The sequence below is a fragment of the Enterobacter bugandensis genome (assembly GCF_900324475.1).
In the GTDB taxonomy this organism is placed as follows: domain Bacteria; phylum Pseudomonadota; class Gammaproteobacteria; order Enterobacterales; family Enterobacteriaceae; genus Enterobacter; species Enterobacter bugandensis.
This window is the reverse complement of record NZ_LT992502.1, coordinates 995,465-1,020,656: the sequence shown is the minus strand read 5'-3', so window position 1 is coordinate 1,020,656 and position 25,192 is coordinate 995,465. Positions and strand designations below refer to the sequence as shown.

Annotated in this window: 23 protein-coding genes and 1 tRNA gene; 6 read left to right on the top strand and 18 right to left on the bottom strand. The window is 56.0% G+C overall.

Annotation, left to right across the window (positions count from 1 at the left end):
* Positions 1–468: 468 nt before the first annotated feature.
* The 4 genes from DG357_RS04880 to proB all read right to left on the bottom strand — a co-directional run bounded on the left by DG357_RS04880 (position 469) and on the right by proB (position 3,905).
* Complete coding sequence (locus DG357_RS04880; RefSeq protein WP_224222667.1) at positions 469–960, bottom strand: DNA-binding protein; 492 nt, start codon at positions 958–960, stop codon at positions 469–471.
* Positions 961–1,349: 389 nt separating this feature from the next.
* Positions 1,350–1,425, bottom strand: a tRNA-Thr gene (locus DG357_RS04875).
* Between the two features lie 111 nt (positions 1,426–1,536).
* Entirely contained in the window at positions 1,537–2,790 is a 1,254-nt protein-coding gene (gene proA, locus DG357_RS04870) for a glutamate-5-semialdehyde dehydrogenase (RefSeq protein ID WP_088205253.1), read from the bottom strand.
* Positions 2,791–2,801: 11 nt separating this feature from the next.
* Positions 2,802–3,905: a glutamate 5-kinase gene (proB, locus tag DG357_RS04865; RefSeq protein ID WP_014882684.1), complete on the bottom strand. Its 1,104-nt coding sequence runs from the start codon at positions 3,903–3,905 to the stop codon at positions 2,802–2,804.
* 305 nt (positions 3,906–4,210) lie between these two features.
* Here proB and phoE point away from each other — a divergent pair, with 305 nt between their 5' ends.
* Positions 4,211–5,263 (top strand): phosphoporin PhoE, encoded by a 1,053-nt coding sequence (gene phoE, locus DG357_RS04860; RefSeq protein WP_028012086.1) that lies wholly within the window; start codon positions 4,211–4,213, stop codon positions 5,261–5,263.
* A gap of 111 nt (positions 5,264–5,374) precedes the next feature.
* Here phoE and crl read toward each other — a convergent pair whose 3' ends face one another.
* The 3 genes from crl to gpt all read right to left on the bottom strand — a co-directional run bounded on the left by crl (position 5,375) and on the right by gpt (position 7,641).
* Positions 5,375–5,776 carry a sigma factor-binding protein Crl gene (gene crl, locus DG357_RS04855; protein WP_008500249.1) on the bottom strand — a complete coding sequence of 134 codons (402 nt, stop codon included), beginning with the start codon at positions 5,774–5,776 and terminating at the stop codon, positions 5,375–5,377.
* Between the two features lie 57 nt (positions 5,777–5,833).
* A complete protein-coding gene (gene frsA / locus DG357_RS04850; protein ID WP_028012084.1) occupies positions 5,834–7,078 on the bottom strand; it encodes an esterase FrsA in 1,245 nt (414 codons plus the stop codon).
* Between the two features lie 104 nt (positions 7,079–7,182).
* A complete protein-coding gene (gpt, locus tag DG357_RS04845; RefSeq protein WP_003863205.1) occupies positions 7,183–7,641 on the bottom strand; it encodes a xanthine phosphoribosyltransferase in 459 nt (152 codons plus the stop codon).
* A gap of 260 nt (positions 7,642–7,901) precedes the next feature.
* On the opposite strand from gpt, the gene pepD reads away from it, so the two are divergent.
* The gene (gene pepD / locus DG357_RS04840; RefSeq protein ID WP_088205254.1) at positions 7,902–9,359 is read left to right on the top strand and encodes a cytosol nonspecific dipeptidase; all 1,458 of its coding nucleotides are present in this window, start codon (positions 7,902–7,904) and stop codon (positions 9,357–9,359) included.
* 55 nt (positions 9,360–9,414) lie between these two features.
* On the opposite strand, the gene dinB is transcribed toward pepD, so the two are convergent.
* Positions 9,415–10,473, bottom strand: coding sequence for a DNA polymerase IV (dinB, locus tag DG357_RS04835; RefSeq protein ID WP_041911133.1), 1,059 nt, complete (start codon positions 10,471–10,473; stop codon positions 9,415–9,417).
* Positions 10,474–10,631: 158 nt separating this feature from the next.
* On the opposite strand from dinB, the gene DG357_RS04830 reads away from it, so the two are divergent.
* The gene (locus tag DG357_RS04830; RefSeq protein ID WP_088205255.1) at positions 10,632–11,495 is read left to right on the top strand and encodes a glycerophosphodiester phosphodiesterase family protein; all 864 of its coding nucleotides are present in this window, start codon (positions 10,632–10,634) and stop codon (positions 11,493–11,495) included.
* A gap of 30 nt (positions 11,496–11,525) precedes the next feature.
* Here DG357_RS04830 and nqrM read toward each other — a convergent pair whose 3' ends face one another.
* Genes nqrM through DG357_RS04795 form a run of 7 tightly spaced genes read right to left on the bottom strand, consistent with a single transcriptional unit; the run spans position 11,526 to position 17,565 of the window.
* Positions 11,526–11,726 carry a (Na+)-NQR maturation NqrM gene (gene nqrM, locus DG357_RS04825; RefSeq protein WP_041911135.1) on the bottom strand — a complete coding sequence of 67 codons (201 nt, stop codon included), beginning with the start codon at positions 11,724–11,726 and terminating at the stop codon, positions 11,526–11,528.
* 2 nt (positions 11,727–11,728) lie between these two features.
* A complete protein-coding gene (nqrF, locus tag DG357_RS04820; protein WP_045259789.1) occupies positions 11,729–12,952 on the bottom strand; it encodes an NADH:ubiquinone reductase (Na(+)-transporting) subunit F in 1,224 nt (407 codons plus the stop codon).
* A 10-nt stretch (positions 12,953–12,962) separates the two neighbouring features.
* Positions 12,963–13,559: an NADH:ubiquinone reductase (Na(+)-transporting) subunit E gene (gene nqrE / locus DG357_RS04815; protein ID WP_003863217.1), complete on the bottom strand. Its 597-nt coding sequence runs from the start codon at positions 13,557–13,559 to the stop codon at positions 12,963–12,965.
* A 6-nt stretch (positions 13,560–13,565) separates the two neighbouring features.
* On the bottom strand, positions 13,566–14,204 hold the full coding sequence (locus tag DG357_RS04810; RefSeq protein ID WP_028012078.1) for an NADH:ubiquinone reductase (Na(+)-transporting) subunit D: 639 nt from the start codon (positions 14,202–14,204) through the stop codon (positions 13,566–13,568).
* Positions 14,197–14,991, bottom strand: a complete 795-nt coding sequence (locus DG357_RS04805; RefSeq protein ID WP_063942698.1) for a Na(+)-translocating NADH-quinone reductase subunit C — start codon at positions 14,989–14,991, stop codon at positions 14,197–14,199. The genes DG357_RS04810 and DG357_RS04805 overlap by 8 nt, the downstream gene beginning before the upstream one ends.
* A complete protein-coding gene (locus DG357_RS04800; protein WP_088205256.1) occupies positions 14,984–16,219 on the bottom strand; it encodes an NADH:ubiquinone reductase (Na(+)-transporting) subunit B in 1,236 nt (411 codons plus the stop codon). Before DG357_RS04800 ends, DG357_RS04805 begins: the two co-directional genes overlap by 8 nt.
* Positions 16,220–16,221: 2 nt before the next feature.
* Entirely contained in the window at positions 16,222–17,565 is a 1,344-nt protein-coding gene (locus DG357_RS04795; protein WP_088205257.1) for a Na(+)-translocating NADH-quinone reductase subunit A, read from the bottom strand.
* Positions 17,566–17,863: 298 nt separating this feature from the next.
* Here DG357_RS04795 and dpaA point away from each other — a divergent pair, with 298 nt between their 5' ends.
* A complete protein-coding gene (dpaA, locus tag DG357_RS04790) occupies positions 17,864–18,604 on the top strand; it encodes a peptidoglycan meso-diaminopimelic acid protein amidase (RefSeq protein ID WP_041911140.1) in 741 nt (246 codons plus the stop codon).
* On the opposite strand, the gene DG357_RS04785 is transcribed toward dpaA, so the two are convergent.
* Both DG357_RS04785 and lpcA read right to left on the bottom strand, forming a co-directional pair.
* On the bottom strand, positions 18,575–19,342 hold the full coding sequence (locus DG357_RS04785; protein WP_028012073.1) for a class II glutamine amidotransferase: 768 nt from the start codon (positions 19,340–19,342) through the stop codon (positions 18,575–18,577). The genes dpaA and DG357_RS04785 overlap by 30 nt on opposite strands.
* 48 nt (positions 19,343–19,390) lie before the next feature.
* On the bottom strand, positions 19,391–19,969 hold the full coding sequence (gene lpcA / locus DG357_RS04780; RefSeq protein ID WP_003863232.1) for a D-sedoheptulose 7-phosphate isomerase: 579 nt from the start codon (positions 19,967–19,969) through the stop codon (positions 19,391–19,393).
* Between the two features lie 239 nt (positions 19,970–20,208).
* Between lpcA and fadE the strand changes: the two genes are divergently transcribed.
* Together fadE and DG357_RS04770 are read left to right on the top strand one after the other, a co-directional pair.
* Positions 20,209–22,653: an acyl-CoA dehydrogenase FadE gene (gene fadE / locus DG357_RS04775; RefSeq protein ID WP_088205258.1), complete on the top strand. Its 2,445-nt coding sequence runs from the start codon at positions 20,209–20,211 to the stop codon at positions 22,651–22,653.
* 108 nt (positions 22,654–22,761) lie between these two features.
* On the top strand, positions 22,762–23,532 hold the full coding sequence (locus tag DG357_RS04770; RefSeq protein ID WP_041911141.1) for an amidohydrolase: 771 nt from the start codon (positions 22,762–22,764) through the stop codon (positions 23,530–23,532).
* Between the two features lie 56 nt (positions 23,533–23,588).
* On the opposite strand, the gene DG357_RS04765 is transcribed toward DG357_RS04770, so the two are convergent.
* Complete coding sequence (locus DG357_RS04765; protein ID WP_088205259.1) at positions 23,589–25,190, bottom strand: gamma-glutamyltransferase family protein; 1,602 nt, start codon at positions 25,188–25,190, stop codon at positions 23,589–23,591.
* Positions 25,191–25,192 lie beyond the last annotated feature (2 nt).

Sequence of the window (25,192 nt, the reverse complement as noted above, 5' to 3'; positions counted from 1 at the left end):
TCGGTCATATTGATACAGTTTGAAGCAACTGTAACTTAGAGCGCGTTCTGCCAAAAATCCCCACTGGCGCTGCCGGTGGGTGACAACTTTTGACAACTCAATCTGAACGCCAGCGTCCGGGCAAACCAGAACAGCGATCTGAAAGAGGCTCGAGGATGGTTGCATTGGGGGAGTGCTTAACACCTCTCCTTCACGAGTACGTATAGCTGAAATTTTCTGAAGCGGTAGCGGTTGACACTTTCCACCTAGTTTTCCCTAGTAAGGCATAACAAACCATAACAGGCTGACACCTGCCCTGCTTCGCATTAGGATTAACAAAAGCAAACAGCCAAGGCTCAACAAATCTCAACGCCAGCCCTTTACACTTCTGCTGTAGCTGCTGTTCGTTGGCGTCAGGATCCGTTAGGTTGGGTTGACACTTTTCCCAGTTTCTCGCGAAAAAGTGTCAAGTTTGAGGGGCTGGGGGGTTTACAGTTTTTCGCCGTCCAGCAGGCAGAGCGCCCTTAATCTTGTTTTGCTCCAGTCATCCGGCGTATCGGGGTGCATTGTGGCAACGTAAGCCAGCTCAGAACGAAGAAACCGTAAAGCGCCTGCTGCACGGTCTTTGCCATAGAAGTTGTGGGTTTCTTCATCCGGCCGGAAGAGAATCAGCAATTGTTCATCGGGCTCGTGCTGAACATCAAAACCCAGCTCAGCGGCTGCTGCCTCTATTCGCTGGCCAGCATTAATATCAGCCGGCAGCTCTTTCCCGCCGTCATGCCCCCATACCCACGTGGCGGCCTGCGCCCATGTCATTTCAGTCTGGTGTTCGCCAGCACCTGCAGAATTTTGTTTAGCCTGCGATGCTTCGACATCCACTTTATCGCCTGAAATTACAATTTCATCGCGGGCTATCCAGCCGTAAACAGTTTGCCGGCTGACGCCCATATGCCTGGCGTAGGCTGATTTACTTAATAGCATCGAGATGTTTCCCTCCGGGCAGAAAAAAGCCGCCCTCAGGCGGCCTGCTTCTCTTCTGAATGTGTCTGCCGCTGGCTGCCTTTGAGCATCGCGCTGACATGTTCGCTTAGCTAATCAAGGCCAGGAATGAGTACATGCCAATGATTTAACCGATGCGCGTTTGTTCTTCACGTAATCGAGAATGTTTGCTTCCTGCTAATTTGGTTCCGAATCGTTGAAGATAACGTTCAGTAAATCCGTCTCTGCTTCAACCTGAGCAGGAGAAGACGCAACTGTTGAATGCTCAAACATGCGCTTAGAATTGATGCGAATTTGGGAGCTTTTTTCCCAAATCTGCCCCATCGTGCAGATAAGAAGGGAGCTAATGATGCGTAACTTTTTGAGAGAACTGGTGCCGATAATAGGAGTCGAACCTACGACCTTCGCATTACGAATGCGCTGCTCTACCAACTGAGCTATATCGGCCCTGAGAGGCCGGTTACGAGTGTAACCACGGGGCAAAAGGTTAGATCTAACCGGGTGATGCGTCAATGCCCTTTTGAATCAAACGGCTATTTTTGCATCACCCGTGACTATTTACGCACGAATCGTATCGTCACCGAAGCCGATCCACTTATAGGTGGTCAGCGCTTCAAGGCCCATCGGACCGCGCGCGTGCAGTTTCTGCGTGCTGACCGCCACTTCTGCGCCAAGTCCGAACTGGCCGCCGTCCGTGAAGCGGGTGGAGGCGTTCACATATACCGCAGAGGAATCCACTTCATTCACAAAGCGATCGGCATTGCGCAGCGTACGCGTCAGGATCGCGTCAGAATGCTGCGTGCCGTGTTCACGAATGTGCGCAATAGCGTCGTCGAGATCCGCAACCACCTTCACGTTCAGATCCAGCGACAGGAACTCGTCGTCGTACTGCTCCGCTTTTACGGGAACCACACTAGCCGGGCCACCCTCGAGCAGCGCGAGGGCATTGGTATCAGCGTGCAGCGTCACCCCGCTCTCCGCCATCTGTTTGCTCAGGGCTGGCAGGAAAGTACTCGCAATCCTCTGGTGCACCAGCAGCGTTTCCACGGTGTTACAGGTGCTTGGGCGCTGGGTTTTGGCGTTGACGATAATCTTCAGCGCTGGCTCAATTTCGGCGCTGTCGTCCACCACGATATGGCATACGCCGATGCCGCCCGTGATGACCGGAATGGTCGACTGCTCACGGCACAGCTTGTGCAGGCCCGCGCCACCGCGTGGGATCAGCATGTCGATGTATTTGTCCATGCGCAGCATCTCGTTGACCAGCGCGCGGTCAGGGCTCTCAATCGCCTGCACGGCCCCCGCCGGCAAGCCGCACTCTTCCAGCGCCTGCTGGATGACTTTCACCGTCGCGGCGTTGGTGCGCCAGGTCTCTTTCCCACCGCGCAAAATGGCGGCATTACCGGTTTTCAGGCACAGGGAAGCGACGTCAACCGTCACGTTTGGACGGGCTTCATAAATCACGCCGATGACGCCGAGCGGCACGCGGCGACGCTCCAGACGCAAACCGCTGTCGAGCAGCCCACCGTCAATCACCTGTCCTACCGGGTCGGCCAGATTACAAACCTGACGAACATCGTCGGCGATACTTTTAAGACGCGCCGGGTTCAGCGCCAGGCGGTCGAGCATCGCTTCGCTCAGGCCGTTTCGACGCGCTTCCAGCAGATCCTGCTCGTTGGCAAGCAAAATGTCCTGAGACTGTGCTTCCAGATAATCAGCGATTTTTTCCAGCACGCGGTTTTTCTCGCGGCTGGAAAGGAGCGCCAGTTTGTAAGAGGCGGCCTTCGCGGCTGCGCCCATTTGTTCCAGCATGTTCTGGCTCCTTAACGAATAATCATGTCATCGCGATGCACGGCAACCGGGCCATATTCATAGCCCAGAATAGCGTCGATCTGCTGCGAGTGGTGGCCCGCAATGCGGCGCAGGGCATCGCTGTTATAGCGGCTTACGCCATGCGCGATGTCGCGACCTTCCAGGTTACGGATGCGGATCACTTCACCACGGGAGAAGTTGCCTGTCACGCTTTTAATTCCTTTAGGAAGCAATGAACTCCCTCGTTCCAGAATCGCCGCGGTTGCCCCTTCATCAACGGTGAGTTCACCGGCAGGCGGCGCGCCAAAGATCCAGCGCTTGCGGTTCTCCAGCGGGGATTCCTGGGCGTGGAAGCGGGTGCCGACGGAAATGCCTTCCATCACGTCGCCAATCACGCCAGGGCGGCTGCCCGCGGCAATGATGGTGTCGATACCGGCGCGGCACGCCACGTCGGCGGCCTGCAGCTTGGTCCCCATCCCGCCCGTTCCGAGGCCGGACACGCTGTCACCGGCGATGGCGCGCAGCGCATCGTCGATACCATGAACATCGGTAATCAGCTCGGCTTCCGGGTTGGAGCGCGGGTCGGCGGTGAACAGCCCCTGCTGATCGGTCAGAAGCAGGAGTTTATCGGCCCCGGCCAGAATGGCGGCCAGCGCAGAGAGGTTATCGTTATCGCCCACTTTTATTTCAGCGGTGGCAACGGCATCGTTTTCGTTGATAACGGGAACAATATTGTTGTCCAGCAGCGCGCGCAGGGTATCGCGGGCGTTCAGGAAGCGCTCCCGGTCTTCCATATCCGCACGCGTCAGCAGCATCTGCCCGACGTGAATACCGTAGATAGAGAACAGCTGTTCCCAGAGTTGAATGAGTCGGCTTTGTCCCACGGCGGCCAGCAGCTGTTTAGAGGCGATCGTCGCGGGGAGTTCGGGGTAACCCAGGTGTTCACGCCCGGCGGCAATCGCCCCGGAGGTCACAATCACAATACGGTGCCCTGCGGCATGCAGCTGAGCGCACTGGCGTACAAGCTCAACAATGTGGGCGCGATTTAGGCGGCGCGATCCGCCTGTTAACACACTGGTACCGAGTTTTACCACCAGCGTCTGGCTGTCACTCATGATTCTCTGCCGTTCAACGATAAGGGAAAGTAATGTCGAACGAACGTTTTAACAGGAGTCAGCCCGGTTGCCAACTGCCTTAGTGCATCACCAGGCACTTTGTTGCGCGGGATCAGGAAGCGTAGCGGCAGAATTTGACAAATTTATTACCGTAATAATAAATCACAGTTTTTTAAAATTATTCTTAGTTTGTCATAAAAGTTTCATTCCAGAACGATAAAACCCTTCCTGTTTTTTCACGGGACTTAAGCATCAGCTTATCGTCCAGCGAATTTTTAAAGCGCGTTTATAAGACAGGATCGAAAATGAAAAAGAGCACTCTGGCATTAGTGGTTATGGGCGTGGTGGCATCCGCATCTGTTCACGCAGCAGAAGTTTATAATAAAAACGGTAATAAACTGGACGTGTACGGCAAAGTGAAAGCTATGCACTATATCAGTGATGATGACACCAAAGATGGTGACCAGACTTACGTTCGTTTCGGTTTTAAAGGCGAAACCCAGATTAACGATCAGCTGACGGGCTACGGCCGTTGGGAAGCTGAATTCGCAGGTAACAAAGCTGAAAGCGACTCCTCGCAGAAAACACGTCTGGCGTTCGCCGGTATTAAACTGAAAGACTTTGGTTCACTGGATTACGGCCGTAACCTGGGCGCGCTTTATGACGTCGCGGCATACACCGATATGTTCCCTGAGTTCGGCGGTGACGGCCTGGCACAGACCGACAACTTCATGACGAAACGTGCCTCCGGACTGGCCACCTACCGCAATACCGACTTCTTTGGCATGGTAGACGGTCTTGATATGACCCTGCAGTACCAGGGCAAAAACGAAAACCGCGACGTGAAAAAGCAGAACGGTGACGGCTTTGGTACGTCTCTGGCCTATGACTTCGGCGGCAGCGATTTCTCCGTCATTGGTGCTTATGCCAGCTCCGATCGCACCAACGCGCAGAACCTGCAGGCGCGCGGTGAAGGTAAAAAAGCCGAGGGCTGGGCAACCGGTCTGAAATACGACGCGAACGATATTTACCTGGCCACTATTTATTCTGAAACCCGCAATATGGCCCCTATCTCCGGTGGTTTTGCAAATAAAGCGCAAAACTTCGAAGTGGTTGCACAATATCAGTTTGACTTTGGTCTGCGCCCATCCGTGGGTTATGTACAGTCCAAAGGTAAAGATATCGAAGGCATTGGCGACGAAGATATCGTGAAATATATTGACGTGGGCGCCACGTATTACTTCAACAAAAACATGTCCGCGTTTGTTGATTATAAAATCAACCAGATTGACGACGATAATAAGCTGGGCGTGAGCAGCGATGATATCGTTGCGCTGGGTGTAACGTATCAGTTCTAAGATTATCCAGATAAGAAAATCCCGGCATACAAGCCGGGATTTTTTTGCCCAGGGTAAATGCGGTCTGCTGCCCTCCCCCCGGCCCTCTTCCACAGGAAGAGGGAGAAACCATTACGCGGTCAGCTTCACCGCTTCGCTGGAAAAGTCATCCGCAGGCTCGAACTTAAGGTCCAGGGTGGCCAGCAGCGCGCTCGCTTTGTCGTGGAACTCTTTCAGGGTGTATTCCAGGCGATCGATCACTTCCTGATCTTTGATGGTAGTAGCCTGCCAGTTGCCGTCTTTGTTAAACAGGCCAAACTGATAGCTATACGTAAAACGTTTCTCCTCTGCTTCCATTTCCATCCACCAGCCCCAGAATTCACGTTTTTCGGGTGCAGGCTTCACGTTGACGCATACAGCCAGGCAGTCGAAAAAAAAGCGATTCTCTTCACACTGCTCTTCTCGAATATACGGGCCGAGAGCCATAAATTTCTTAATCAGCCTACTTTTCGGGTGTCCACTCGGTAACGTCATTGCGATCTCCTTTTGTGAAGCCACTGTTTTACCAAACCAGCGAAATTTAGCAATCTATTAACACACTCTCTGGGCGATCCAGCGCGTGATCTCTTTCAAGGCTTTGTCAAAATTCTGATACACCGGGCTGAACGGCACCTCAAGCAATTTGCCATCCGCAGATGACGAAGTGATTAAGCGCGACTCTTCTTCCGGGCTGAACGGATCGTTTTTCCAGAAACCGGACAGCATCGGCGTCGGGCAGCGGCGTCCAAGCAACCCTTGCGTTTTTAACGAGTAGCGATTGAGTTCGACGCGCAGCGCTTCGTCTGAGGCATCATGCATGCCAAGTCGACTGGCAAGGACGTCCAGATACATCTCCGGCACGCTGCCCTGACGGGCAGGATCGCTGAGCAGGGCGTGAACCACCGGGCCCAGGCAGGCGACGGCCTTCAGACGTGAAGATTCAAGGTAAGCCAGACGCACCGCAACGTTGGCACCAAAACGGAAGCCGAACGCCGCGACGCGGGTGTGGTCAACCCACGGAACATTTTCCAGCGCTTTAAGCGCATGCTGGTGCAGCAGGCTCGAATCCTGCGTTAACTTCCACTTCGATGAGAATCCAATAGAAGGCATATCGAGCGTCAGCATCGCGATCCCTTTTGGTGCGAAGTAGCGCTCATACAGGCTGTAATAGTCGATTTGCAGGGAATCCAGCCCGCCGCACATTAGCACGGTCGGGAACGGGCCGTCGCCTTCAGGCATGTGCAGGAACCCGGTGACGGGCGCACCGCCCGGAACGGCGAACTCAAGCTCGCGCATCTGACCCGGCAGACGTTGAGCAGCTTCCTCATAGGCACGATTCGCCAGCGCCTGAGCCTGCTCGGCCAGCTCATCCCCTTTCAAATGCGGATAGGCGGCGATGGCGTAGAGGTTGGCCGCATGCAGCCAGTGCTTACCGCTTCGCGTGGCATCCTCTTCCTGGCTGGCTTTTTGCTGCCAGAGCATCGCCTGTTTAGACCATTCGTAGATCCAGTTCCCGCCCCGGTAGCCCACCACCGTGTCGTAGAGCTCGCTGTCGGTACGCTCCGACTCGCTCATTACGATACGCGCCTGCACGTCAAGGATTTCACGGGGATCGATACCGCGCCAGATCCACATCAGGCGGTTAATCATGCGATACCAGTGGGGCACGTTTTTACCGTCTAACGCAGACTGGACGGCAGGCATGGTTCCCGGATTAAACCGACGGACCAGCGTCGACGTTTCAGGGTGTTTGAAACGGGGTTTGAAAAGCGTCTCGGTGAGATTCGCCTGCGTCATTGCGTTGCCTCCATGGATACGTCATATAGTGCCCATTGTAACGCGTGGCGGGATAAAAAGAACAACGCCCGGCATAGCCGGGCGTGTAAAGTTACGTACTGGTATTAACGGCCTGAGATAGGCGGCACGAAGACCACGCCCATATCCCACGGCTGTTCAATCCAGGTATCCTGTGGGATATCAATGACGTAATCGTCAACCAGTGGGCGACCCGCTGGCTTAGCGAAGATCGTCACGAAGTGCGCTTTCGGGTACATTTCGCGAATAGCGACCGCAGTACCGCCGGTATCCACCAGGTCATCAATAACGATGAAGCCTTCACCGTCGCCTTCAGCGCGTTTCAGCACTTTCAGCTCACGCTGGTTATCATGGTCATAGCTGGAGATGCAGACGGTATCGACATGACGAATACCCAGCTCACGTGCCAGCAGCGCCCCCGGTACCAGACCGCCACGGCTGACGGCAATAATGCCTTTCCACTGTTCGGAAGGCATCAGACGCGCAGCCAGTTTGCGTGCGTGAATCTGCAACATGTCCCAGGTGACGACGTATTTTTCGCTCATGTGAAGTGTCCCAGCCTGTTTTTATACGGCTTAAAAAGTGTTCGAGGGGGAAATAGGTTGCGCGAGATTATAGAGATCTGGCGCACTAAAAACCAGTGTTTAGCGCTCCCTGCCTGAGTTTTTACATGCTTTATGCTACCAGCCAGCAGAGAAAGTGGTATTCTCAGTTGCATCTCGCAAGCCTGTCTTGTGGTAACTATTAACCTGCTAACCCTGTGGCCTGCAACCCTGTTTGCAGCGCCTCGACAAGGAGACTTATCGTGTCTGAACTGTCTCAATTATCTCCGCAGCCGCTGTGGGATATTTTTGCCAAAATTTGCTCCATTCCACACCCTTCCTACCATGAAGAACAGCTTGCCGAACATATTATGGGTTGGGCGAAGGAAAAAGGTCTGCACGCAGAGCGCGACCAGGTTGGCAACATTCTGATCCGCAAACCGGCTACCGCAGGCATGGAAAACCGTAAACCGGTTGTACTGCAGGCGCACCTGGACATGGTGCCACAGAAAAACAACGACACCGTTCACGACTTCACTAAAGACCCAATCCAGCCGTACATCGATGGCGACTGGGTAAAAGCGCGCGGCACCACCCTGGGCGCGGACAACGGCATCGGTATGGCCTCTGCGCTGGCGGTGCTGGCTGACGACAGCGTTGAACACGGTCCGCTGGAAGTGCTGCTGACCATGACCGAAGAAGCGGGCATGGACGGCGCGTTCGGTCTGCAGGCGAACTGGCTGCAGGCAGATATCCTGATCAACACCGACTCCGAAGAAGAAGGCGAGATCTACATGGGCTGCGCGGGCGGGATTGATTTCATCTCTACCCTGCCGCTGTCACGCGAAGCGATCCCTGCTGGCTACCAGACCTTCAAGCTGACGCTGAAAGGGCTGAAAGGCGGTCACTCCGGCGGTGATATTCACCTGGGCCTGGGTAACGCCAACAAACTGCTGGCGCGCTTCCTGGCGGGCCATGCGGCCGAGCTGGACCTGCGTCTGGTGGACTTCAACGGCGGCACCCTGCGCAACGCGATCCCACGCGAAGCCTTTGCCACCGTGGCGGTGCCAGCGGCGAAAGCGGACGAGCTGAAAAAACTCTCCAGCGTCTACCTGGATATCCTGAAAAACGAACTGTCGGCGAAAGAGAAGAACCTGACCGTGGTGCTGGAATCCGTGTCTACGGATAAAGCCGCCCTGACCGCGCAGTCTCGCGACAGCTTCGTTCAGCTGCTGAACGCGACGCCAAACGGCGTGATTCGCAACTCTGACGTGGCGAAAGGCGTGGTGGAAACCTCTCTGAACGTGGGCGTGGTGACTATGAGCGACGACAGTGCGGAAATTATCTGCCTGATCCGCTCCCTGATCGACAGCGGTAAAGAGTATGTAGTAAGCATGCTGGAATCTCTGGGTGCGCTGGCGGGCGCGAAAACCTCCGCCAAAGGCAGCTACCCAGGCTGGCAGCCGGATGCAAGCTCTCCGGTGATGGCGCTGGTGCGTGAAACTTATCAGCGTCTGTTCAACAGCACCCCGAACATCCAGGTGATCCACGCGGGTCTGGAATGTGGTCTGTTTAAGAAGCCGTATCCGGACATGGACATGGTTTCCATCGGGCCAACCATTACCGGTCCACACTCGCCGGATGAGCAGGTTCATATTGAAAGCGTCGGTCATTACTGGACGCTGTTGACGGAACTGCTGAAGGCGATCCCTGCGAAGTAATTTGTCGTCTGTTGCCCGGCGGCGCTACGCTTGCCGGGCCTACGATGAGTGTAATCTACAATCCCAAAACCAGCTGACGCTCCAGCTGCGGATCCAGCAGCGTGACGTGCAGTCCCACCAGCCTCACCCCTCGTCCGCCTCGTCGTTCTTCCCACGCCTTTTTCGCCGTTGCGATAAGATCTTCTTTGTTCAGGCGCGGCCAGACGTGCTCCTGCGTCGTCTGCTGAAAGTCGTTAAATTTCAGCTTGATGCCCTGTCGGGCAATCAGTAAATCAGGCTTTACTTTGATCAGGCGTCGCTCCAGCTCCGGATAGAGCTGTTCCGTAATAATGGTTTCGCATTCCGACCAGTCATGGATGTCTTCGCTCAGCGTGCGCTCAACCCCGACCGATTTACGAAGCCGTTCGTTGTTTACATCGCGGTCGTCAATGCCCTGACTGCGCTCCCACAGCACGCGGCCAAACTTCCCAAAGCGCTTGAGCAGCATAGCCAGGTCGCTTCGCTGCACGTCTTCGCAGGTGCGTAACCCCATACTTTCCAGCTTCGCGGCGGAGACTTTGCCTACGCCGGGGATTTTGCCAAGCGGCAGCGTTTTTAAAAACGCCGGGACCTCTTCAGGGGTGATGACGTACTGGCCGTTGGGTTTATTTAAATCGGAAGCAATTTTGGCGAGAAATTTTACCGGCGCGACGCCTGCCGACGCGGTGAGATTCAGCTCGTTGAAAATGGTCTGGCGGATCTCCTGCGCCATCAGGGTAGCGGAGCCGTGACAGTGCAGGCTGTCGGTGACGTCCAGATAGGCTTCGTCCAGCGAAAGCGGTTCAATCAGTGAGGTGTAGCGGGAGAAGATTTCGCGTATATGGTTTGACGCTTCTTTATAGGCGTCAAAGCGCCCGGGCAAAAGAGTAAGGTGCGGACACAGTTTTAGCGCCATCGCCGTCGGCATGGCGCTGCGCACGCCAAATTTGCGTGCAGGATAGTTGGCGGTGCTGATCACACCGCGCTGAACGCGGCTGCCGCCAATGGCGATGGGAATATCCCGCAGCGCCGGGTTGTCACGCATCTCCACTGCGGCAAAAAAGCAGTCCATATCGACATGGATTATTTTGCGCATCGGTCATACCACACATGTATTTATATACAGTATAACAAAAGGCAAAAAATGCGTCAGCTATTTTCCTTACTCACGGTTGTCATATAAACGTGTTACAAACATTCGTAATAAAGCCTTTATATACATACATTTATAAAATCAATGGAGCGTAATTATTCATGAAGAAAATTCTCCCGATTTCGTTACTGTTTCTGGCGAGTGCTGCATCTGCTAGCCCTGCGATCGTTGCCCACCGGGGCGGGACTGCCGATGCACCTGAAAATACCCTGCCAGCCATTAAGCTCGCCCTCGAAAACAAAGCAGATATCGTCTGGATAACCGTGCAGCTCAGTCGGGATGGCGTACCGGTTCTCTATCGACCTGCCGATCTGAAAGCGTTAACCAATCTGCAGGGAAAGGTGTCGCAGTATACCGCTGAAGAACTGGCAAAAGCGGATGCCAGCGTGAAGTGGAAAGATAAGGGCCTGCCGGAAAACCTGCTTAATTCCCCGATACCGACGCTGAAGTCGGTGCTGAGCGCCTGGCCAGATACGCGTTTTTTCATTGACATCAAATCGCCGGATGCCGATCCGGCGACCATGGGCAACGCGCTGCTTAACGTATTGAAAGAGACCAACAGCCTGAATCGCGTTCGCGTTTATTCAACCGAAGATCGCTATATGGAAGCATTGCCTGTCGAAATCCCCCGCTTTGTCACGCGCAGCGAAACCCGCACGCGTCTGGCCACGATTTCGTTGAGCCATGAATGTCTGCCTCCTTCACAAAAAATGGACGATTACTGGTACGGGCTTGAGTTAAACCGAAAAGTAGAAGTGGTCGAGAAATTCACCTTAGGCGAAGGTGTCTCTCCTGCAACATTAACGTGGGACAAAGAGGCCGTTGACTGCTTCCGCTCTCAGGGCAATGCCCATCTGATTTTTATCGGCGTGAACTCTGAAGAGGATTACCAGAAGGCGAAAACACTGGGTGCCGAAGGGGTTCTTGTAGACTCACCAGCCAAAGCCAAAAGCTGGGCAAAATAAATGATAAAGGCCGCACGAAGCGGCCTTTTCCTAGATGATCCTCTGCTGATCCCGGGCCATGCGCTTTTTACGTGCATCGCACGGTTCGGGGCAGTCGCACACCTTTTCCATTCCGATGGAAGAGATACCTCCACAGCTGCCCTGAATGCTTTTACGCTTGATGATCCAGCCTAAAGACATACCGAACACCACCAGCAAAAACACCGCAAAGGTTGCCAGAAAGGTCAACATAATCAGCCTCCGAAATCATCAAGGAGGATGTTTTCATCTTCCACGCCGAGATCTTTGAGCATCTTGATCACGGCGGCGTTCATCATTGGCGGACCACACATATAGAACTCGCAGTCTTCCGGTGCCGGGTGCTGTTTGAGGTAGTTTTCATACAGCACGTTGTGAATGAATCCCGTATAGCCCGTCCAGTTATCTTCCGGCTGCGGATCGGAGAGCGCCACGTGGAAGGTAAAGTTCGGATTCTCACGCGCCAGCTGTTCAAACTCATCGTCGTAGAACATTTCGCGCAGCGAGCGCGCACCGTACCAGAAGCTGATTTTACGCTTGCTGCCGAGACGCTTGAGCTGGTCAAAGATGTGCGAGCGCATAGGGGCCATACCCGCACCGCCGCCGATAAAGACCATTTCAGCGTCGGTATCTTTAGCAAAAAACTCGCCGAACGGACCGGAGATCGTCACCTTGTCGCCTGGCTTAAGAGACCAGATATACGACGACATCACGCCCGGCGGCGCGTCAGGCACGTTTGGCGGCGGCGTGGCGATACGCACGTTGAGCATGATAATGCCCTTCTCTTCCGGGTAGTTAGCCATGGAATAGGCGCGCAGCGCGGGCTCTTTTACCTCGGAAACAAAGCGGAAGAGATTAAATTTATCCCAGTCGGCCCGGTACTCATCGGGCACGTCGAAGTCCGCATACGCCACGGTGTGCGCCGGACACTCAATCTGGATATACCCACCTGCACGGAACGGGACGCTCTCCCCTTCAGGGACACGCAGCTTGAGCTCTTTAATAAACGTGGCTTTGTTATCGTTCGAGATAACCTCGCACTCCCATTTTTTCACGCCGAAAATCTCTTCCGGCAGCTCAATCTTCATGTTCTGACGCACCGCGACCTGGCACGCCAGGCGGCACCCCTCTTTCGCTTCACGCTTCGTGATATGCGACAGTTCAGTAGGCAGAATATCACCGCCCCCCTCTTTCACAGTCACACGGCACTGCCCGCATGAGCCGCCTCCACCGCAGGCTGACGAGACAAAAATCCCGTTGCCCGAGAGCGTATTAAGCAGCTTGTCCCCTGCCGGAGTGCGGATCTGGTTCTGCGGATCGTCATTGATATCAATGATCACGTCCCCGGAATTAACCAGCTTTGCGCGCGCCGCCAGAATCAGCCCTGACAGCACCAGTACTATCAGCGTGAACATCACCACGCCAAGAATAATTTCCATTTGTTAACCCTTATAGCTGCACACCGGAGAAGGACATAAAGCCCAACGCCATCAGGCCGGTGGTGATAAAGGTGATCCCTAAGCCACGCAGCCCCGCAGGCACGTTGGCATATTTCATTTTTTCACGGATCCCCGCCATAGTGACAATCGCCAGCATCCAGCCGATACCGGAACCGAAGCCGTACACCACCGATTCACTGAAGTTGTAATCGCGCTGAACCATAAACGAGACGCCACCGAAGATGGCGCAGTTCACCGCGATCAGCGGCAGGAAGATCCCCAGCGCGTTGTACAGCGACGGGAAATACTTATCGAGGATCATCTCCAGGATTTGTACCAGCGCCGCAATCACCCCGATGAAGGTGATGAAGTTCAGGAAGCTAAGATCGACGCCTTCCACCAGCGCGCCGTCCCGCAGCACGAAGTTGAACACCAGGTTGTTAATCGGAACCGAAAGCCCCAGCACAACGGTGACCGCCACGCCCAGGCCAAATGCCGTCGAGACCTTTTTAGAGACGGCAAGGAACGTACACATGCCCAGGAAGAAGGCGAGCGCCATGTTTTCAACAAACACCGCGCGCACAAATAAACTCAGGTAATGAGCCATTGTCGGTTACTCCTTTTCCTGCTGTTCAGGCTTCAACGTACGAATCAGCCAGATCAGCAAACCGATAATGAAAAACGCGCTTGGGGCCAGCAGGAACAGGCCGTTCGGCAGATACCAGCCGCCGTTCTGTACCGTATCCAGCACCTGAACGCCAAACAGCTTGCCGCTGCCAATCAGCTCGCGCAGGAAACCGACCGTCAGCAGGATCACGCCGTAGCCCAGGCCGTTCCCGATACCGTCCATAAAGCTCGCCAGCGGCGGCATTTTCATGGCGTAGGCTTCAGCGCGCCCCATCACGATGCAGTTGGTGATAATCAGGCCGACAAACACCGAAAGCTGCTTCGAGGTTTCGTAGGCGAAAGCGCGCAGCAGCTGATCGACCACGATCACCAGCGAGGCGATGATCGCCATCTGCACGATGATCCTCACGCTGTTGGGGATGTGGTGGCGGATCATCGAGATAAACATGCTGGAAAACGCCGTCACCAGCGTTACCGCCAGCGTCATCACCACCGCCGTTTCCAGCTTGGTCGTTACCGCCAGAGCCGAGCACACACCCAGCACCTGCAGGGTTATCGGGTTATTGGCTAAAAGTGGGCCAATAAGCACTTTTTTAACTTCTTTCAGTTCACCCGTATCAGCCATTGTTCAGCGCTCCTTCACGTACGTTCTTCAGGAAGGGACCAAAGCCCAGTTCACCCATCCAGAAATCAAAACTGTGCTGCACCCCGTTAGAGGTGAGTGTGGCGCCGGAAAGACCGTCAACGGCGAATTCATCCCCAGGACGCGCGCCTCCTTTCACCACCTTCAGCGCAGGCTGACCGTTATCATTGAGCACTTTTTTACCGATAAACTGCGCACGCCAGTTAGGGTTTTCCACTTCGCCACCCAGCCCCGGCGTTTCGCCCTGATCGTAATAAGTAATACCTTTGACCGTGCGGCCATCGGTATCCAGTGCCACAAACGCATACATCATTGACCATAAGCCGTTGCCGTAGATGGGCAACACGATTTCCTGTATGCGCTTCTGCTCGTCACGGACGAGGTAAATTTCCGCGACATTGCTGCGGCGCTTAATGCCAGCCGGATCCTGCGAGGCGTCAAGCACGGTGCTCATCTGCGGATCCTTTAATGCCAGCGCCTGGTTATATTTCGCCGGGTCTTTATCCATCAGCTCGCCGGTTTTTAAATCCACCAGCCGTGCGGTAATGCGTTCAGCAAACACGTCGGCGACGTCGTCCTTCGTCATGCCTTCCTGCATCAGCCCGGCCACGGCCAGGATGTTACGCTGTTTATCCAGCGCGCGCTGTTCCTGCTGCAGCGGTTTCAACCCTACGGCGGAACCGGCAACCACGATGGAACAGACCAGACACAGTACCAAAACCACCAGCAGCGTTTTGCTGATGCTGTCGTTATTTTTAACCTCAGCCACGCGCCTTCCTCCGCTTAATGTTGGCGCGCACGACCAGGTAGTCGAACAGCGGCGCAAACAGGTTGGCAAACAGAATGGCCAACATCATCCCTTCCGGATAGGCCGGGTTGACCACGCGAATCAGTACACACATCACGCCAATGAGCGCGCCGTAGCACCATTTCCCCCTGTCGGTAAAGGAGGCCGAGACGGGATCGGTGGCCATGAACATCATGCCAAACGCAAAGCCTCCCAGCACCAGGTGCCAGTACCACGGCATGGAGAACATCGGGTTCGTGTCTGAACCAATGAAGTTGAACAGCGTGGCGGTAAGCACCATGCCGAGCATAACGCCCGCGACGATGCGCCAGGACGCCACGCGGCCAAAGAGGATGATGGCCCCGCCGATCAAAATCATCAGGGTAGATACTTCGCCAATGGAGCCCGGAATGTTGCCAAGAAACGCGTCGAACCAGGTTACGGGCTGGCCGGTAGCATTGTTGACCAGCGTTTCACCGCCGCCTGCCGCCCACTGTGAAAGTGGCGTCGCGCCGGAGAATCCGTCCGCAGCCGTCCACACCAGGTCGCCCGAAATCTGCGCCGGGTAAGCAAAGAACAGGAACGCACGCCCCGCCAGCGCCGGGTTGAGGAAGTTACGTCCGGTGCCGCCGAAAATCTCTTTGGCAATCACCACGCCAAAGCTAATCCCCATCGCCGCCTGCCAGAGCGGCAGAGTCGGCGGAACAATCAGCGAAAACAGAATGGAGGTAACAAAGAAGCCTTCGTTGATCTCGTGTTTGCGGATGATGGCGAACAGCACTTCCCAGAAGCCGCCCACGATAAAGACGGTCATGTAGATCGGCAGGAAGAAGACGGCCCCCAGCGTCATCATGCTGACCCAGCCTGCATCAGCCGCAAAGCTGACGCCCAGCGACTGCGCCAGACGATAGTGCCAGTCAGACTGGATCACCTGCGCCAGCTGCTGAGCGTCGTACATATGATGCAGCGCCGGAATGGTTTGCAGACCAACGTTGTACATGCCCCAGAACATGGCCGGGAAGACCGCAAACCACACCAGGATCATCATGCGTTTCAGGTCGATGGCATCGCGAACGTGCGCTGCCCCTTTCGTCACCAGACCCGGAGTGTAGAAAATAGTCGTCGTCGCTTCATACAGCGGGTAGTACTTTTTGAGCTTCCCTTCGGTAAAGTGCGGCTCAATTTTTTCAAAGAGGTGCTTTAATCCCATGGTTATCCTTCCTGCTCAATGCGGGTTAACACCTCGCGCAATACGGGTCCATATTCGTATTTACCCGGACACACATAGGTACAGAGCGCCAGATCTTCTTCATCCAGTTCCAGACAACCGAGCGCCTGCGCGCCGTCGGTATCGCCTGCCAGAAGATCGCGCAGCAGCACGGTAGGCAGAATATCCAGCGGCATTACACGTTCGTAGTTGCCAATCGGAACCATCGCGCGCTCGCCGCCGTTTGTGCTGGTAGAGAAGTTAAAGAGCTTATGACGCAGAAAGTGGCCAAGCGTGGTGCGGGTGACGGAGTATTTTTCTGCGCCAGGCAGAACCCAGCCGAACAGCTCTTTCTCACGCCCTTCCAGAACGACGCTCACCTGAAGATGGAAACGTCCCAGGTACGCGTGCGCACTGACAGCGCGGCGGCCGCTGAGTACCGAACCGGAAATGAGGCGGTTTTCACCCTCTTTCGTTTCCCCTGCCAGCAGTTCATTAATGTCTGCTCCCAGAAGCGTCTTAACCAGACGCGGGTTTGCGGCCTGCGGCCCGCCGATAGCGATAATCCGTTCAGCGCAAAGTTCACCCGTCGTAAAGAGCTTACCGATGGCAATGACATCCTGATAATTAAGGTGCCAGACCTGTTTTTTAAGGCTTACCGGCTCAAGGAAGTGGATATGGGTCCCGACCAGACCCGCCGGATGCGGGCCGGAAAATTCATTAAACGTAACCTGTCCCTGCGGATGGCCGCCAAGCATGCCGCCGCTGGCCTGGCAAACGTGCACTTTTCCGGGCGTCAGGCGAGTCAGAACGGTCAGCCCGGCATCAAAGGCTTTACGCTGCGCCAGGATAATGGGCTGCGGGTCTGCGCTGAGCGGGTTGGTGTCGATGGCCGTCACGAAAATGGCAGCCGGGGCGGTATCAGGAACAGGTGATTTGCTGAAAGGACGCGTACGCAGCGCCGTCCACAGGCCGGACGCGAGCAGCTGAGCCTGCACATCTTCGCGGCTAAGCGTCGCGAGGTCTGCCGCATCATAACGAGCAAACTCACGCTGTTCATCGCCTTCAATGCGGATTACCACCGACTGCAGCACGCGACGCTCGCCGCGGTTGATCGCTACCACGGTGCCGCTGGCGGGGGCCGTGAACATGACGCCGGGATTTTTTTTGTCTTCAAAGAGCGCCTGCCCTTTGATCACGCGATCGCCCTCCTGCACCAGCATTGAAGGACGCATTCCCAGATAATCGTCACCTAAAATTGCGACATGACGGACGCTTGCGCCACACGAGACGTGCTGCTCAGGCACGCCTGCAATCGGCAAATTAAGTCCTTTTTTTATTTTAAACATGTGGTTAGCAGGTTTCCATAAACAACAATCCAGTGGGCGCAAAGTGTAACATTTCCCCCTTCTCTCGGGCAGGGGATCCACGGTCGGGCGCGCCAAAATGCGAGCTATTACGCAAAGTTCCTGGAGCCAGCGCGTTTTTGATGGTTTATAAAGTAAAACTAATTTGTAAACTCACCGCCCGGCTCTTGCGAAAATCTATAGCGGTGCTAATGTGAGCGCACCTAACAGAATAATCTGATTTCGGGTCTCTTTTGCCGTCCTGGCAAGTTAGTCCAGGTTTTATCAAGGAATTTGTAGTATGCGTAAAATCGCATTGTTCATTGCGATGCTTCTGATTCCGTGCATGTCGTTTGCCGGGCTGCTCAGCAGCAACAGCTCCACCACGCCGATCAGCAAAGAATATAAACAGCAGTTAATGGGATCCCCGGTTTATATTCAAATCTTCAAGGAAGAGCGCACGCTCGATCTGTTTGTAAAAATGGGCGAAACATATCAGCTGCTTGATAGCTACAAAATTTGTAACTATTCCGGCGGGCTGGGCCCGAAACAGCGTCAGGGCGATTTCAAAAGCCCGGAAGGTTTTTACAACGTTCAGCGTAACCAGTTAAAGCCGGATAGCCGCTTCTATAAAGCCATCAACATCGGTTTCCCGAACGCCTATGACCGTGCTCACGGTTATGAAGGGAAATACCTGATGATCCACGGTGCCTGCGTGTCTGTCGGCTGCTACGCGATGACCGACTCCGGCATTGATGAGATTTTCCAGTTCGTAACCGGCGCACTGGTCTTTGGGCAGCCTAACGTTCAGGTCAGCATCTATCCGTTCCGCATGACCGATGCCAATATGGCGCGCCATAAGTACTCTTACTACGCCGATTTCTGGAAACAGCTGAAGCCGGGTTATGACTACTTTGAGCAGACCCACAAGCCGCCGGTAGTCTCTATCGTCGATGGCCGTTACGTGGTCAGCAAACCGCTGAGCCACGAAGTCGTCCACCCGCAGCTGGCGTCAAATTACACGGTCCCCGAGACAAAATAGCACCCACTCGCCTGGCATAATCTTTTGCCAGGTTTCGTTGCCCGTCAGCGGCTGCGTTGCAATAACAGTGACCACATCGTTCGGTGTGGTCTCTTTCTGAAAATCTATCTCCACATCCTGATCGAGCAGCGTAGCAACGCCAAACGGCGCACGGCGCGTGATCCAGAAGAGATTCGTCGAGCAGAACGCCATCACGTAGCGCCCGTCAGACAACAGCATGTTAAATACGCCTTTTTCACGCAATTCGGCTGCCAGCGTCGCGATGTATTTGAATACGGCGGCCATATTGCCGGGCGTGCGCGGATAACGTTCCGTCAGCTTGTGCAGCAGCCAGCAGAAGGCCTTCTCGCTGTCCGTTTCGCCCACCGGGCGGAAGTTGCCCGTTTCCAGAGATTTATAGCCCGTAAGCTGCCCGTTGTGCGCGTAGGTCCAGTTACGGCCCCACAGCTCGCGGGTAAAGGGATGGGTATTTTCCAGCGCAACTTCGCCGCGGTTTGCCTGGCGAATATGCGCGATCACCGAACAGGATTTAATGGGATAGTCCTGCACCAGTTTGGCAATCGGTGAGTTAAAACTGGGCTGTGGATCTTTAAACGTGCGACACCCTTTGCCTTCGTAGAAGGTGATGCCCCAGCCGTCTTTATGCGGCCCGGTTCCCCCACCGCGCTGAACCAGCCCGGTGAAGCTAAAGCAGATATCGGTTGGCACATTGGCGCTCATCCCGAGCAGTTCGCACATACATCACCTCCACAACAGCGGGGGGCACCGGCGCCCCCCAGCGAAGTCTTACTTAACCATCTCTTTTTCGATCAGCTGGATCAGGATGTGGATCACTTTGATGTGAATTTCCTGAACGCGATCTGCATAGCCGAAGTGCGGAACGCGAATTTCGATATCCGCCGTACCGTCCATCTTACCGCCATCTTTCCCGGTCAGGGTGATGACCTTCATCCCTTTTTCACGCGCGGCGGCGATCGCTTTGATCACGTTCGCGGAGTTACCGGAGGTAGAGATACCCAGCAGCACGTCGCCTTCACGGCCTACTGCCTCAACGTAGCGGGAAAAGATGTGGTCGTAACCGAAGTCGTTGCCTACGCAGGAGATGTGGCTCACGTCGGAAATCGCAATCGCCGGGTAGCCCGGACGGTTTTCGCGATAGCGTCCGGTCAGCTCTTCGGCGAAGTGCATGGCGTCACAGTGGGAACCGCCGTTACCGCAGGAGAGCACTTTGCCACCGGCCTTAAAACTGTCGGCCAGCAGGACCGCCGCGCGCTGAATAGCGTGAATATTGGCATCATCTTTCAGAAAGTTCGCCAGCGTTTCCGCCGCTTCGTTCAGTTCGTTACGAATAAGATCCTGGTACATGAGGATAATCCTTCAGTATTGATGAAATAACACAGTGGAGTGTACCGGATAGCGGGAAAAGCGAGAAGCTAAAGCCATGCGAATCGTCCGGCGTTTTGATTTTTTGTGCCGGCGAAAACGCGAACAATGTGAACCAGGTTGTAATTATTTTGTAAACACATTGCTAAAGGAATTCACATCAACTACAACCATATCATCACAAGTGGTCAGACCTCCTACAAGCAAGGGAGCTTTTCTTTATGATGATTTTGAGCATTCTCGCAACCGTTGTACTGCTCGGTGTGTTGTTCTATCACCGCGTCAGTTTATTCCTGAGCAGCCTGATTCTTCTGGCCTGGACGGCTGCGCTTGGCGTCGCAGGTCTCTGGAATATCTGGATTTTGGTCCCTCTTGCCATCATTCTGCTGCCGTTTAACCTGGCCCCGATGCGTAAGTCGATGATCTCCGCGCCAGTATTTAAAGGCTTCCGCAAAGTGATGCCGCCGATGTCGCGCACCGAGAAAGAAGCGATTGATGCGGGCACCACCTGGTGGGAAGGCGACCTGTTCCAGGGCAACCCGGACTGGAAAAAGCTGCACAACTATCCGCAGCCGCGCCTGACCGCCGAAGAACAGGCCTTTATTGACGGCCCGGTGGAAGAAGCGTGCCGCATGGCGAACGACTTTGCTATCACCCACGAAATGGCCGACCTGCCGCCGGAGCTGTGGACGTACCTGAAAGAGCATCGCTTCTTCGCGATGATCATTAAGAAAGAGTACGGCGGTCTTGAGTTCTCCGCTTACGCGCAGGCTCGCGTGCTGCAAAAGCTGGCGGGCGTTTCCGGGATCCTGGCGATTACCGTCGGCGTACCGAACTCCTTAGGCCCGGGCGAACTGCTGCAGCATTACGGTACGGAAGAGCAGAAAGATCACTATCTGCCGCGACTGGCGCGCGGTCAGGAAATCCCGTGCTTCGCGCTGACCAGCCCGGAAGCAGGCTCCGATGCAGGCGCAATCCCGGATACCGGCGTGGTCTGTATGGGCGAGTGGCAGGGCCAGCAGGTGCTGGGCATGCGCCTGACCTGGAACAAACGCTATATCACCCTGGCACCTATCGCCACCGTGCTGGGCCTGGCCTTTAAGCTCTCCGACCCGGAAAAACTGCTGGGCGGTGAAGAAGATCTGGGCATTACCTGTGCACTGATCCCAACCTCGACGCCGGGTGTGGAAATTGGCCGTCGTCACTTCCCGCTGAACGTGCCGTTCCAGAACGGCCCGACCCGCGGCCAGGATATCTTCGTGCCGATTGACTACATCATCGGCGGCCCGAAAATGGCCGGTCAGGGCTGGCGCATGCTGGTGGAATGTCTGTCGGTGGGTCGCGGTATTACCCTGCCGTCGAACTCAACCGGCGGCCTGAAGTCCGTCGCGATGGGAATTGGCGCTTATGCCCACATTCGCCGTCAGTTCAAAATCTCCATCGGCAAGATGGAAGGTATCGAAGAGCCGCTGGCGCGCATCGCGGGCAACGCCTACGTGATGGACGCCGCTGCATCCCTGATTACCTACGGCATCATGCTGGGCGAAAAACCGGCCGTGCTGTCCGCGATTGTGAAGTACCACTGTACCCACCGCGCGCAGCAGTCGATCATTGACGCGATGGATATCGCGGGCGGTAAAGGCATTATGCTCGGCGAAGGCAACTTCCTGGCGCGCGGCTATCAGGGCGCACCGATTGCCATCACCGTGGAAGGGGCTAACATCCTGACCCGCAGCATGATGATCTTCGGCCAGGGTGCGATTCGCTGCCATCCGTACGTGCTGGAAGAGATGGCCGCTGCGCAGAATAACGACGTGGACGCCTTCGACAAACTGCTGTTCAAACATATCGGTCACGTGGGCAGCAACAAGGTGCGGAGCTTCTGGCTGGGCCTGACGCGCGGCCTGACCAGCGCGACGCCAACCGGCGATGCGACCAAACGTTACTACCAGCATCTGAACCGTCTGAGCGCCAACCTGGCTCTGCTGTCCGACGTTTCCATGGCGGTGCTGGGCGGTAGCCTGAAGCGTCGCGAGCGTATCTCCGCCCGTCTGGGCGACGTGCTGAGCCAGATCTTCCTGGCCTCTGCGGTGCTGAAACGCTACGACGACGAAGGCCGTCAGGAAGCGGATCTGCCGCTGGTGCACTGGGGCGTGCAGGATGCGATGTATCAGGCGGAACAGGCGATTGACGACCTGCTGGCGAACTTCCCGAACCGCTTCGTGGCTGGCGCTCTGCGCGTGGTGATCTTCCCGACCGGTCGTCATCATCTGGCGCCGTCCGACAAGCTGGACCACAAGGTGGCGAAGATCCTGCAGGTTCCGAGCGCAACCCGCTCCCGCATTGGCCGCGGTCAGTATCTGGCACCAACGCCGCATAACCCGGTGGGCCTGCTGGAAGAGGCGCTGCTGGACGTGATGGCCGCCGACCCGATTCACCAGAAAATCTGCAAACAGCTGGGTAAAAACCTGCCGTTTACCCGTCTGGACGAACTGGCGAAACAGGCGCTGGCCGGTGGCATTATCAATAACGACGAAGCTGCGCTGCTGGTGAAAGCCGAAGAGAGCCGTCTGCGCAGTATTAACGTGGATGATTTCGAACCGGAAGAGCTGGCGACGCAGCCGGTAAAGCTGCCGGAGAAGCATCGCAAACCTGAAGCGGCATAACCCGCTTCGCTATGACAAACCCCGCCCGGTGCGGGGTTTTTTATTGCCACATTTTCTCGTAATGACGTGCTACAGTGTCAAAAAGGGGTCGTTTGAGGAGTCTGTATCGTGCCTGGTTTGAAGATTTCGATTTTGCAGCAGCCTTTAGTGTGGATGGATGGCCCTGCCAACCTGCGCCACTTTGATCGTCAACTGGAAGAGATTACCGGGCGAGATGTGATTGTCCTGCCGGAGATGTTTACCACCGGCTTCGCGATGGAAGCGGCGAAACAGTCGATGCCCCAGGAAGAGGTGGTCGCCTGGATGCATGCCAAAGCGCAGCAAACCAACGCGCTGATCGCCGGGAGCGCCGCACTGCAGACGGAACGCGGCCCGGTGAACCGCTTCCTGCTGGTTGAGCCGGAAGGAAAGGTGCATTTTTACGATAAACGCCACCTGTTCCGCATGGCCGATGAACATCATCATTATGAAGCCGGTAACGAGCGCGTGGTGTTCGAGTGGCGCGGCTGGCGCATCCTGCCGCTGGTCTGCTACGACCTGCGCTTCCCGGTATGGTCGCGCAACCGCAACGATTACGACCTGGCGCTGTACGTCGCCAACTGGCCCGCGCCGCGCTCGCTGCACTGGCAGGCGCTGCTGGTGGCTCGCGCGATTGAGAACCAGGCGTACGTGGTGGGCTGTAACCGCGTGGGGACGGACGGCAACGGCCACCACTACCGCGGCGACAGCCGGGTGGTGAACCCGCAGGGCGAGATTATTGCCACCGCCGAGCCGCATCAGGCGACGCGCATTGATGCGGAGCTGTCGTTGACGGCGCTGAAGGAGTATCGGGAGAAGTTCCCGGCGTGGCAGGATGCGGATCCGTTTAGCATCGGGTGAAAAAATGCCGGGTGGCGGCTACGCCTTACCCGGCCTACCAATGTTGCTCGCTTCTTTTAACTCACTAACGCCTGCCCGTCTTTGCGGCTCTCCGTCGCGGCCACGTAGTGCCCTTCCGGCATACGATAGATTACCTGCGCACCGCCGAAGTTGTAATCCTGGAGCGGATCTTCCACCACGATCTGATGCCCGCGCTCGCGCAGCGCGGCAATGGTGTTGCGATCGAACGTCGATTCAACGATCACTTCCCTGCCCTGCACCACGCGCCAGCGCGGCGCGTCGATGGCCGCCTGCGGGTTTTGCCCGTGCAGCATGATGCGCAGCGCCATCTGCATATGCCCCTGCGCCTGCATCGGGCCGCCCATCACGCCGAAGGACATCAGCGGCTTGCCGTTGCCGTCCATCGCAAAGCCCGGAATGATGGTGTGGAAAGGACGCTTGCTGCCCGCCAGCGCGTTCGGGTGTTTGGGATCGAGCACAAAGCCGCAGCCGCGGTTTTGCAGGCTGATTCCGGTATCCGGTACCACAATGCCTGAACCGAAGCCCATAAAGTTGGACTGGATAAACGAAACCATCATCCCGCTGGCGTCCGCGGTGCTGATGTAGACCGTACCGCTCTGCGTCGGTGAACCGTACACAAAGTCAGAGGCGTTATCGTGATCGATAAGCGCCGCACGCGACTTCAGATAGTGGTCGCTCAGCAGCTCTTTTGCTGCGAACTCCATATGTTCTTCATCCGCCACGTAGCGGTCGAGATCCGCCAGCGCCAGCTTCATGGCTTCAATGGATAAGTGCAGAGACTGCACGGAGTCCGGATGATGTTTCTCAATGCCGCACTGCTCCAGAATACCGAGCGCAATCAGCGTGGCGATCCCCTGCCCGTTTGGCGGCAGCTCCTGTACCGAGCCGCCCGCGAAGTCGCGCGACAGCAGTTCAACCCAGTCCACGCGATGGTTTGCCAGATCTTCCGCTGACAGGTGCGCGCCGTGCTCCTGGGCGAAGGCGGCAATTTTCTGCGCCAGCTCGCCGCGGTAAAAGGCTTCACCGTTGGTTTTGGCAATCAGCTCCAGCGAATGAGCCTGCGCCGGATTACGGAAGATCTCCCCCACGCGCGGGGCGCGGCCTTCCGGCGCAAAGCAGGCGCTAAAGCCCGGCTGATCTTTCAGCTTGTTATAGCCGCGCTGCCAGAGATGACCAATCAGCGGCGAGACCGGGAAGCCGTTGCGCGCGTAGTCAATCGCAGGCTGCGCCAGCGTGGTCAGCGGCAGCGTGCCGAAGCGTTCTGCCAGGGCCACCCAGCCCGACACCGCACCCGGCACCGTCACCGCGTCCCAGCCGATTTCCGGCACTGCGCTTTTACCGGCAAACAGATCCGCATGCCAGCTGGCCGGCGAGCGCCCGGACGCGTTCAGGCCGTGAAGTTTTTCACCGTCCCAGACGATGGCAAAGGCATCGCTGCCGATGCCGTTGCCGGTCGGCTCAACAACGGTCAGCGCCATGGCGGTGGCAATGGCCGCATCGACGGCATTACCACCCAGCTGCAGCATTTTCATTCCCGCCTGCGCCGCCAGCGGCTGCGAAGTGGCAACGGCGTTGTGGCCCATCATCGGCGGGCGGCGTGAAGCGTAACCGGACGTAAAATCAAGCGCTTTGGTCATCA